General features: G+C 48.1%; 6 protein-coding genes. All 6 read right to left on the bottom strand.

Annotation, left to right across the window (positions count from 1 at the left end; all coding sequences use genetic code 11):
* Positions 1-51: 51 nt before the first annotated feature.
* The 6 genes from nhaA to JT26_RS02235 all read right to left on the bottom strand — a co-directional run bounded on the left by nhaA (position 52) and on the right by JT26_RS02235 (position 11,545).
* Positions 52-1,398, bottom strand: coding sequence for a Na+/H+ antiporter NhaA (gene nhaA / locus JT26_RS02260; protein WP_036845605.1), 1,347 nt, complete (start codon positions 1,396-1,398; stop codon positions 52-54).
* Between the two features lie 26 nt (positions 1,399-1,424).
* Positions 1,425-2,543: an Mrp/NBP35 family ATP-binding protein gene (locus tag JT26_RS02255; RefSeq protein WP_036845602.1), complete on the bottom strand. Its 1,119-nt coding sequence runs from the start codon at positions 2,541-2,543 to the stop codon at positions 1,425-1,427.
* Positions 2,540-3,313 carry a tRNA (guanosine(46)-N7)-methyltransferase TrmB gene (gene trmB / locus JT26_RS02250; RefSeq protein WP_036845599.1) on the bottom strand — a complete coding sequence of 258 codons (774 nt, stop codon included), beginning with the start codon at positions 3,311-3,313 and terminating at the stop codon, positions 2,540-2,542. The genes JT26_RS02255 and trmB overlap by 4 nt, the downstream gene beginning before the upstream one ends.
* A 13-nt stretch (positions 3,314-3,326) precedes the next feature.
* Positions 3,327-5,759, bottom strand: a complete 2,433-nt coding sequence (locus JT26_RS02245) for a glycoside hydrolase N-terminal domain-containing protein (protein WP_036845596.1) — start codon at positions 5,757-5,759, stop codon at positions 3,327-3,329.
* A 673-nt stretch (positions 5,760-6,432) separates the two neighbouring features.
* Positions 6,433-9,885, bottom strand: coding sequence for an AAA domain-containing protein (locus tag JT26_RS02240; protein WP_036845592.1), 3,453 nt, complete (start codon positions 9,883-9,885; stop codon positions 6,433-6,435).
* A gap of 13 nt (positions 9,886-9,898) precedes the next feature.
* Positions 9,899-11,545, bottom strand: a complete 1,647-nt coding sequence (locus JT26_RS02235; protein WP_052079437.1) for a fumarate hydratase — start codon at positions 11,543-11,545, stop codon at positions 9,899-9,901.
* Between the last annotated feature and the right edge of the window lie 37 nt (positions 11,546-11,582).

The raw sequence follows: 11,582 nt of genomic DNA, 5'->3' as shown, positions 1-11,582 counted from the left end.
CATTGCCATAAATAAAAAATCCCCGATTTGGATTCAAATCGGGGATTTTCTTTATTTCTTCAGATGTCTCGTAGCAAAGTTTAAGGCAAAGAATCCGACAAGAGCGGAGACTATGGTACCGGAGAATACTCCGATCTTTGCTTGGTTTAGAAGATTTACGCCTTCTGCTGTTTCGGGAGAGTAAGAAAGAGAGGCTATAAAGAGCGAAACCGTAAAGCCGATGCCTCCAAAAATAGATATAGCGATAAGATTTCGTGTCGTCATTCCCTCAGGATATTTCAATATCCCGATCTTGTTCGGTATATAAGTAAAGAGAGAGATACCCAACATCTTTCCCATAAAAAGCCCGCAGAATATTGCAATAGGCAGTCCCAAAAGATCCGACATGGTAACTCCTCCGAATGTTACACCGGCATTGACAAAAGCAAATAAAGGTAAAATAATATAGCTTACCACCGGACTTAAATCGTGCTCAATGAACTGAAGCGGAGAGATAGAACGCTCCACTTTTTTTTCCAAAAGACGCAAACGAACCAGCTGACGGTGAGAAAGCTTCTGAGCACGCTCGGCTTCTATCTCGTACTGACCATTGAAATCTTGAACAAAACCCGATAGACTCTCCTTGAGTTGAGGCAGGCGAACTGTACACTTAGAAGGTATGGTAAGCGCCAACAATACTCCGGAAATGGTGGTGTGAATACCGCTATGCAAGAAGAAAGTCCAGACAATGAAGCCAATGAAATAGTAGATATATGCCTTGTCCATCCCTTTACGTCCCAAGATATAGGTTACCACCAAGAGACCAAGCCCTATCAACAGAGAGGTTAGATGTATCTGTCCGCTGTAAAAAAGAGCGATAATGATGATACCGCCAATATCATCCACCACAGCCAAAGACATCAAAAAGACTTTCAGACAAGGAGGGACATGCTTGCCGACTGCCGCTAAAACAGCCAAAGCAAAAGCTATATCCGTTGCCATAGGTATGGCTGCACCTCTCATTGCCATACCTCCATCGTGAACAAATGCGTAGAAAACAAGTACCGGTATTATCATTCCTCCTATGGCTGCAACCACCGGAAGCATCGCTTTTCTAATGCTTGAGAGCTGTCCTATAAGAAGCTCCATCTTAATCTCCAGGCCTATTACGAAGAAGAATATAGCCATAAGAGCATCGTTCACGAACTCTTGCAGCGTCATCGGTCTCCCGTGATGTTCAAAGAGTCCGTAATCTCCGATATTTACTTTGATCGGATTATTGAGAAAGCTGAAATACTGTGCTTGCCAGGGAGAGTTGGCAAAAATGATAGCAGCCAAAGCCGCCAAAAAGAGAAGCAAGGAGGGATTGATACTCTGCACCACCTTACTTATCCGGAATTGTGCTTGTTCTTGTTGCATTGCGATAAGTATTTGTGTTTGTGTTATTACTTGCGCGTCACTTCAACTTTCTTCGTTGGAGGGAGAGTCGTGTTACGTTCCTCTACGCTCTCGATTACCTTGGCAGCCAATTCGCGGAACGCCTGTCCGACAATGCTATCGGGATTGGCAGCAATGGGTACACCGCTGTCCCCCCCCTCACGAATGCTTTGAACGAGAGGTATCTGTCCAAGAAGATGGGTTCCGACCTCTTCTGCCAAGCGTTTACCTCCCTCTTTACCGAAGATGTAATACTTATTCTCCGGTAGCTCTTCGGGTGTAAACCATGCCATGTTCTCTACCAAACCCAAGAGCGGAACATTGACTTTTTCATCCAAAAACATATTCACCCCTTTTCGTGCATCCGCAAGAGCCACATCCTGAGGCGTGGTAACCACTATTGCGCCCGTGATGCCGAGAGTCTGTATAAGTGTCAAATGAATATCGCTGGTACCGGGAGGAAGGTCGATGAGAAAGTAATCCAACTCTCCCCAATGCGCTTCTGTTATAAGTTGATTCAGGGCATTGCACGCCATGCTTCCGCGCCAAAGCACCGGAGCATCTTTATTAACAAAAAATCCTATCGAGAGCAGTTTGACGCCATGACTCTCTTCGGGGATGATAAGATCCCTACCATTGATATTCTCCAAGCAGGGTCTTGCCTCTTCGCAGCAAAACATCTTAGGCATGCTTGGACCGAATATATCTGCATCCAACACGCCCACCTTATAGCCCGAAGCGGCAAGGGCAACAGCCAGATTGGCTGTAACCGTACTTTTCCCCACTCCTCCCTTACCGGAAGATATGGCAACGATATTCTTCACACCGGGAAGAAGTTGAGGCTTCTCCTCTTTCACCACTTTAGGGAAAACGGCTGTTACATTTCCTTTTACCTCTACATCCGGAGAGATATAAGTATTGACGGCTGTTTCTGCTGCCCGAACAAGAGACTTTGCAAAAGGGTCATTCTCTTTCGGGAAATGTATTTCAAACGAAACCTTATTACCAGCTATGTGTATGCTGTCAGCCTGTACCATTCCTGCGCTGACAATATCTTCGCTCTTGCCCGGATAGCGGACATTCCGCAAGGCATCCAATATTAGATTGGGGTATAATTTAAGTGTCATATATTCGATTTTAAGTTAAGAGAGCCTCTTCTTTCCCGGTTAAAGCTACGGTAACTATCCGGCTCTATTTCTATGTCAGGGTCTTCGGAGTGATCGGTGAGCAGTGCCGGAGAGAGTACGATATACTTTATCGTCAATCCTCGTTCTCTCCATTGGCTTTCGTAGTAGGTACGAATCTTTCTCAACGGATCTTCTTCGTCCACCTCTTTGTCTATGTCTTCTATGGAACGGATCACTTCCAAGCCGTTGTGCCGAGCCATTGCGGATGTGAATGTATAGAGAAACCGGCTGTCCGTCTTCAGGTGTACCACTCCGTTGGAAGCAAGGATTCTCTTGTACATCTGCATAAACCGGACAGAGGTAAGTCTTTTCCGCACCTTTTTCATCTGCGGATCAGGGAACGTGATCCATATCTCATCCACCTCTCCGGGAGCAAAAAATGTCTCGATAAACTCTATCTCCGTCCGGAGGAAAGCCACATTGGAAAGCTCCTCTCTATGGGCTGTGGTTGCTCCCGTCCACATACGATTTCCCTTGATATCCACTCCGATAAAGTTCTTATCCGGAAACATCCGTCCCATTTCCACGGTATATTCACCTCTGCCACAGCCCAATTCCAAAACAATGGGAGCATCATTCTCAAACACTTTGGCTCTCCACTCTCCACGGAAAGGGAACTGCACGCCGGTACGAAGCACTCCGAAAGGATATTCATACACGTTGGGCAGGGCAGCCATATCGGCAAACTTGGCAAGCTTATTCTTTCCCATTCTCTCTACATCTTTAGCGGGCAGAGACCGTATCGCCCGGTTTGAGGTTCAGTATCCAGTAACCGCCTTGGCGTTTAGCCGAACCTTTTCCTTTCACTTGCAGTCGGAGTGTCTCCAATCCCTTGTCCGCTTTCAGCTTATGAGTATAAGGAGCAGAAGCCGTCAGCGTAAAAGCAACGATCTTGGCATCCTTCCACTCGGCAGAGATAAGGGCATCTCCCACCACTTTGATATTGCGGAAGCTTCCGCTCTTACGCCATGAAGAGGGCAGTGCAGGTATTACCTCTATCACACCGGACTCGCTCTGCAACAGCATCTCCATGATACCTGCTGCTCCTCCGAAGTTTCCGTCTATCTGGAAAGGCGGATGCGCACTGAAAAGATTAGGCAGCGTGCCGCTTCTGTACCCCTTATAGTCCATACCCTGCACACTGCAAGGGCGAAGAAGTTCGGTAATGAGCTTGAATGCCCTATCTCCCTCGTGCAGTCTTGTCCAGAAGTTTATCTTCCACGCCATAGACCAACTCGTACTCACATCACCACGTGCATCAAGGCTTTTCTTTGCGGCTGCCGCCAGATCCGGCGTGTGTTCCAAGCTGATTTCACTGCCCGGATAGAGTCCGTAAAGGTGTGAGACGTGGCGGTGATGCGGCTCTGCCTCTCTGTATGGCTCAAGCCATTCGAGTATTCTGCCGTCTTCACCTATTGTCGTAGGCATCAAGCTGTCTCTCTTCTGAGCCATTGTTTTCAGTAGCGGATCTTTGATACCGAGTATCCGAGCCGCCTCTATGGTATTCCCGAACAGCTCGCGTATGATTTGGTTGTCCATTGTGGATCCGGCAGATATGTGTACGACCTCCCCTTTCGGTGTGTAGTATGAATTTTCCGGAGAGGTTGTGGGGGCTGTTACAAGGTAGCCGTTGCGAGGATCTTTCACCAACATATCCACAAAGAAGCGCGATGCTTCGAGCATTGCAGGGAATACCTCTCTCAGATAAGCCTTATCGAGGTTGTATCTGTAATGTCTGAACAAGTGTTGGCAGAGCCATGCCGCAGATGTGTTTGTGGCACCCCATGAAGGGTGTTCTCCCGGTGCGGTGAACTGCCATACGTTGCCAAGAATGTGAGTAACCCATCCCTTTGCTCCGTAGAACACTTTTGCAGTCCGCTTTCCACTCTCTACCTGATCCAGTGTCCAGTCCGAAAGAGTCCGGTGAAGCGGAGAAAGATTGCCTGTTTCTGCCGGCCAGTAGTTCATCTGCAGGTTAATATTCAAATGGTAGTCTCCGTTCCAAGGCGTTGCTATGGTGCTTGCCCAAAGCCCCTGTAAGTTAGGCGGCAAACCGCCTTCACGTGTCGAAGAGACCAAAAGATAGAGTCCGAACTTCTGATACAACGCAACCAACGGAAGGTCTTCATGGTTTTCATGGAACAGTCTTAATCTCTCCGGCATCGGAAGTTGTTCGTTGGGATGCTCTCCGAGAGACAGGTCTGCCGTCTGTCCGAACTTCTCTCTGAATGCTTTCGTATGCGCTTCTCTGAGAAAGTCGAGCGAGGCTTTTGCTGCCACTTCATCCAGTCTCTTGGTGACCCTCTCCTTTTCGTTCACTCCACCATAAGAGGTGTTCATTGCAATGAGGATGAGTACGGAAGTGGCTTGACGTACTTCCAAAGAGCCGTTGTTGGGGAAGATGCTTCCACCTTCGGGCAGAACGACACGGGCTTCTCCGAAAAATCTGTTACCATAGCCGCCTGCACCATCCGGAAGAGCTCCTTCTATCACGGCACCATTCTTGGTAAGACGAAAATGAGCATGCTGTGGACGGCTCCAGACGAGGTCGAAAGAGAGCTTGCCCGACTCCGATGCCGTCAGTTCGATGACTGCAACATCGTCTGCAAAAGAGGTATAGTATTTTCTGCTGTACTGCACTCCTCCGGAGGAGAAGGTGGTTTCAGCCAGTGCGTTGTCTATGTCCAGTGCTCTCTTGTAGTCTGTCACTTGGGGTTCTATCCCGTAGTGGCTCAGATGCAGACGTCCAAAGAGCTGATAAGATCCGTATGGGGCAATATCTCCTCTCCCGTAATTGCTCCCCTTTCCTCCGCAAACAAAGGTGCGATAAACGAGTTCTTCAGCTTTCTTATTCTCTCCGGCAAAGAGCAGACGACGAATCTCTTCCAACGACTCCAAGGCTTTGGGGTTATCCGTATTCTCTTTAGAGCCGGACCACATCGAAATCTCGTTCAGCGTGATAGTCTCATGGCTGAGGCGAGAATCGGTCATGAGTCCGATCCGTCCGTTACCCAACGGCAGCTGCTCCTCCCATACTTTTGCAGGTGAAGTGAAATAGTAGTAGTTCTTGGAAGCTGCATCTACCCCGCTTATCACTCCAAACGAGAAGAGCAGACACAGCAATATTTTTCCGGATAGTCTTGTAATAACCGTCATCTCAATTATCTATAAATAATGGGTAAAGATACTAATATTTTTCCGGATAGCCGGGAAGCAGACCCCTAATGGGAACCGGCAAAAAAGAAGAAATAATAGCTTCCTGACAGAGAGGCATTTTTATATATTCCATACCGATGGATACCTTCCGTTTTTCCCTCTCTCTATTTTGATCAAAGGTGTCGTTCTGAGAGCACGACCGAATTGTTAAATTCAGGTCATTTTATTAACACAAATTCCGATACCTGTTCACCCAAAACGCTAAACGAGCATATTGTTTCGGCTTAACGTGTTTAATTTTTCAATGAACACGTTTACCGATTTCATTAAACACGTTTACCGGATTCGGTTAACGTGTTTAGCCAAAACGGCTAAAACATTAATAATAAACCACCTACGTGTTTTTACCCCAAAATACCTCTGAAAAGGCAGATTTCTTTATTAGGAAACGTTTACAGAAGAGGGTGTTAAATTTCAGACTTATTAACGCGAAAAAGCCCCATCAAACGGACTGAGAAAAAATTTTTTCCAAATTCGCGATTTCTCATATCTGACTATTATAGAGCCGATTAGAAGAATAGAGAAAATTATCCGGACAAAATCGGAAGAAAAAAGAGAGCGATTTCGGCGGCAGATCGTCCGGCCGTTTTTATATAAAAGCTCCCGAAAAGAGCTACTTTTTCACCTGTTTTGAGAGTGCTTCGAGGGGTACCTCCGCCGCTCTTTCGATATATCCGCTGTAACCTCTGCTAAGCGACAGTATCTCTCTGTTTCCCAGCAAAATCATCTGATGTCTGGCTCTTGTGAGTGCCACATTGAGCTTGCGGTCTATCTCTTTTCCGGCTTCATCCCGAAACGAAGAGGCGGAAAGGAAAGAGATCTGAAACGGTTGATTGGTGCAGACAGAGTATAGAATGATGTCTCTTTGCGAGCCTTGAAAACGCTCCACCGTATCTATCACAAGATGATCGAGCAGATACTGCAAAGAGTCTTTACCTACCATCGAAACCAGCAACGCATCATCCGAAAGCGAACGAAGCGTCTGTCTGATGGTCAGGATCTGACGGCGGTATGGCGTGATGATGCCAAGACTCAAAAGCCGGTCTGTAGCCTCTTTGGGATGAGTAGGGACAATGCGCTTACCTGCCGTGTGAGCCATGACAAGAAGCGTCTGTACCAGATTTTTGACCTGCTCCGCCTCTGCCCGGTTCTCCTTATGTTCCGTGTGCTGTTCTCTTGGGGTGTCGAGATAGAGTACTCTCTCCCTTTTCAGTATGGCGGTGAGGCTCTCCTCCTCTTCCGACAGAGCAAACGGCAGCAGTGCTTCTCGCTGGTGTGGCAGCCCCAATGGTTTCAGCAGAGAGTCGTAAAAAGCGGATGAGGGATAAGCCTCTATCTTCGGGTGCATCCTCCCTTGAAGGGTCAAGGCATCGTACAGATGGGTATGGTTGTTGCGCTTGGCATGCTCCAGCAGTCTCTGAAAAAGCGAATGAGAGAGCTGCTCCATCCGGTGCTCTTTCAGCAGTGGATCTATGCTTGTAAGCCCTTCATTGTCCTGCGCCACTACCGCAGGGAGCTGCTTGTGATCCCCGATGAGAATGAACTTTTTGAACGCTTCTCTTCTCTCTCCATCCTCATCGACAGTGGCGGTAAGCAGACCCAAAAGTTGAGGTTCCAATAGTTGGGCAGCTTCATCGACGATAAGCACATCGAACGGTTTCCTGCTCCACAGCAGAGCGTGTCCCAGAAGAGAGAGCGTCGTGCCCACAAAAACGGGGCAACTTTCCGTAATATCGAGAATCTCTTTTCGGGATCGGCAGTGAGCCGTACGCTCGGAAAGAAGATGCGGTTTTACGGATTGGGGTGTGATGCTTTCCCTGCCTACCTTGATGTATCCTGCCGCTTGCGGTATCTCCTCTAAGGCAAAACAGATTTCGTCCACCGCTCTGTTGGTATAGGCTGTCAGCACTATCCGTTTACCTTCGGCAAGCAATCTTTCGACCATCGTCCGCAGTGCATGAGAGGTCTTTCCCGTACCGGGAGGTCCGACAAGCAGGAAGTACTCTTCTGCCCGAAGTGCTTTCTGTACGATTCTGTCCAAGTCGTTTTTACAGGCAGACGGCTCCGTGCTCCGTCCCAAACCTGCTGCACGAGTAAGGATAAGGTCTCTGCGCCGTGAGGTGGTGCGCCCCAAAGCCATTATTGCTCTGTACTGGTGCGCCACTCCGATATTTTGACCTCCGATGCGTTCCAAGTGATAGCTGTTTCCTTCTCGCAGTTGCAGAAGTTCGGCATCGGGTTGAGCGTACAACAGTCTTACCGTCAATCCTTCCGGCGAAGTATCGGCAACACTGCAACGCAAACAGGGATAAGCCTCCGCTCCGGAAGATACGGGATAGAGCCTTAGAAGCTCTCCTGCTTCCGGTACAACCTCCGGCATTGTCCCTTTATCGCCGCCCCACGAGAAGATAAGCAGAGGATGATCGGCATCCGTACAGCTGTTCTTCATCAATATAAGGTTAGTCCACGCTTCTCCTTCCCTTTCATTCCACCACTGCGGAAGCGAGTGAGGGGGCGTGTGTGTGCCGTCGGGAAGCATATTGCTGTGTTGATTGGTGTAAGCAGCCATCTCTTCCCGCATCAAAAAACCGAAATAAGCTCTCTGATAGGCGTGTAAAAGCGGATCCCGACTGCCTCCCATGGAAAGCAACAAACCTCTGCATTCGTCCCGGACATAGGGAGGATTTTCCGAGGAGTCGGTATTCAAACGAAGGTATTGCTCCAATATCTCCCAAAGTTTTTGCCCGCCTGTTTGATCTTTTGAACCGAGAAGCAGGATGCCGACCATCTTATTACGAAGTCCCATTGCAAGGATTGCACTCTTTCGGGTAGCCGGTATCGGGAACAGATCGCCTGTAGTGGCGTACAAAAGGTAACTCTGTCTCTGCTCCGGAGGAAAGTCGAATGCCTTTTCGCTCATGAGGTTATAGAGGATGGTCTGAATGGCATGAGGCGGTTGGGGATGCCCTCCCCTTCCGGGCTTTCCGCTCTTTAACTCCAGCAGCCTGCTGCCGTCTCTTGAGAGCATATCTATACGTCCCCTCATTCCGAAAAGGGGTGCATGAATCTCTGCTTCCAAAGCAACGCTTTCAAACTGCTCTTTCCGCAAAAGCCGGATGCTCTTACGGATGTTGTCGTATTGGCTTTGTGCCTCTTCACCAAATGTTACGGGAAGCCGGGCATAAGCAAATCCGAGCGCATTTGCACAGAATGCAGCGTGAAAAGAAGAAGTGAATGAGACACTCTCCGAAGAGGTCGCAAGATCATCGAGAAACTTATTCGCCACAGCTCCCCGAAGCAGATACCACGGGTGGCTTTGCGGTTTGAGCCTTGCAAGCAAGAAGAGCATAGGATCGGAGAAATCGTGTGAGACGAAACATTCGGCTATGGAAGTTACATCCAGAATAATATCCGGTCTTACGACTATAAACAGTGGTACCAACCCCTCCGCCGTTTCCCGAATGTCGTAAAGATGTATCACACTGCCTCTTTCTACCTGTGCGCCCAAACGGTCATAAGCTCCATGCTGGTAAGTATGACGGTAAAGAAAGGTGAGATAATACTCTTCCCACACACCTTTATTCTCTCCATACGCCCAGCCATTCACACTCGTCTCTCCGATCTCTTCTACTACCAGATATAAAAAAGAGGGAAGCGAACCCGAAGGAAGTACATCGGGTACTTCCTGCGAGTTCGCTTCCTTATCCATAAAACCCGTTCCGAGAGCTGTCTCTCCGCAATAGTGCCCTATGAATGCAGCTAATGCACGTCGCTCCGTATCTTCAACAAGTTCGGACGGATCTCTTTTCAAAAAATTGATATACCTGTTCACGATGCGTCTGCAAAGCTGTGAAAAGCCCTTAAATACCGGGTCATGACGAAGGTATACAAGCCTTACGTAATGCCCTTCAAAGGTCAGACCGCTGTCGATAGTGGCGATCTCCAAAAAACCGGACAGGCACAACAGCCAATCCTTAACGGAGATCTCTCTTGAACCATCGCCCGATAACTCCTCCAGCAATGTCCTGACGGCATCATGGTATCTGCTATCTATGCGATCGTTCAACGAGGTATAAGGTTTACTTCAAAGCGCACCCCTCACACTTTTGGGAGATCACTTTGAAAAAGTCGTTGCCTTTGTCGTCCACGAGAATAAAGGCCGGAAAGTCTTCTACTTCTATCTTCCAGATCGCCTCCATACCCAATTCCGGATACTCCAAACACTCTACTTTCTTGATGCTATCCTGTGCCAAGATTGCAGCAGGACCGCCAATACTGCCGAGATAAAAGCCTCCGTACTTATGACAAGCATCTGTAACCTGTTGGCTACGGTTACCTTTCGCAATCATGATAAGGCTTCCGCCATGACTCTGGAAGAGATCCACATAAGAGTCCATACGCCCTGCCGTTGTAGGTCCGAAAGATCCGGAAGGCATTCCTTTCGGGGTCTTTGCCGGTCCTGCATAGTATATCGGATGGTTCTTGACATATTCGGGCAATCCTTGACCGCTGTCTATGCGCTCTTTCAACTTCGCATGAGCGATGTCCCGACCCACGATGATGGTACCCGATAAAGAGAGTCTTGTGGAGACCGGATAACGGCTAAGCTCTTTCAGGATCTCTGCCATCGGTCTGTTCAAATCTATTTTCACCACTTCTCCTTCGTGTCCTTCGCGCATCTCTGCCGGGATAAGACGTTCCGGATGAGTCTCCAACTTTTCGATCCAAATACCTTCACGATTGATCTTTGCCTTGATATTGCGGTCTGCCGAACAGCTTACACCCATTCCCACAGGGCAGGATGCACCGTGACGTGGAAGCCTTATGACACGAATATCATGCGCGAAATATTTTCCGCCGAACTGCGCTCCCAAGCCGAGTTTATATGCTTCTTGCAGCAAAGTCTTCTCCAACTCTATGTCGCGAAAAGCTCTACCGCCTTCGTTTCCGCTGGTCGGAAGCTCGTCATAATACTTTGCACTTGCCAGCTTGACGGTTTTAAGGTTGGTTTCTGCCGATGTTCCGCCAATCACGAAAGCTATATGATAAGGAGGACAAGCAGCTGTACCCAAACTCTTCATCTTATCTACAAGAAACTTCACAAGCGTATCCGGATTGAGAAGAGCCTTGGTCTCTTGATAGAGGTATGTCTTATTAGCAGAACCGCCACCCTTGGCTATACAAAGGAATTTATACTCTCCGCCTTCCGTTGCCATAAGGTCTATCTGAGCCGGCAAATTGCATCCGGTATTGACCTCTTTGTACATATCCAACGGCGCATTTTGGGAATAGCGAAGATTATCTTGGGTATAGGTATTATACACACCGCGAGAAAGATACTCCTCATCGCATACACCGGTAAAGACATTCTGTCCTTTCTTGCCGAGGATCACGGCTGTACCTGTATCTTGACAGAATGGGAGCTTTCCTTTGGCACTTACCTCTGCATTGCGAAGAAATGTAAGAGCGACAAACTTATCGTTCTCCGAAGCCTCCGGATCCGAAAGAATAGAGGCAACACTCTCTTGATGCTCCGGGCGTAAAAAGAACGAAACATCATGGAAAGCCTGTTGTGCCAAGAGTGTAAGGGCTTCCGGATCTACCTTCAGCATCTTTGTACCTTCAAAATCTACCTCTTGCACGTACTGATCTGTCAGTTTATAATACTCGGTTTTCTCAGGTCCGAGCGGGAACATCGCCTGATACTTAAATTCTGGAACTGCCATAGTAATACATTTAGTGATAATATTTATTTCTTGCTTA

It is taken from the genome of Porphyromonas sp. COT-108 OH1349, from assembly GCF_000768755.1.
In the GTDB taxonomy this organism is placed as follows: Bacteria; Bacteroidota; Bacteroidia; order Bacteroidales; family Porphyromonadaceae; genus Porphyromonas_A; species Porphyromonas_A canoris.
This window is presented reverse-complemented; position numbering and strand designations above follow the sequence as displayed.

Bases quoted from the DNA above. Each gene is read 5' to 3' on its own strand.
- trmB (WP_036845599.1), bottom strand. From the start codon at position 3,313: ATGGGAAAGAATAAGCTTGCCAAGTTTGCCGATATGGCTGCCCTGCCC.
- JT26_RS02245 (WP_036845596.1), bottom strand. From the start codon at position 5,759: ATGACGGTTATTACAAGACTATCCGGAAAAATATTGCTGTGTCTGCTC.
- JT26_RS02235 (WP_052079437.1), bottom strand. From the start codon at position 11,545: ATGGCAGTTCCAGAATTTAAGTATCAGGCGATGTTCCCGCTCGGACCT.
- JT26_RS02255 (WP_036845602.1), bottom strand. From the start codon at position 2,543: ATGACACTTAAATTATACCCCAATCTAATATTGGATGCCTTGCGGAAT.
- nhaA (WP_036845605.1), bottom strand. From the start codon at position 1,398: ATGCAACAAGAACAAGCACAATTCCGGATAAGTAAGGTGGTGCAGAGT.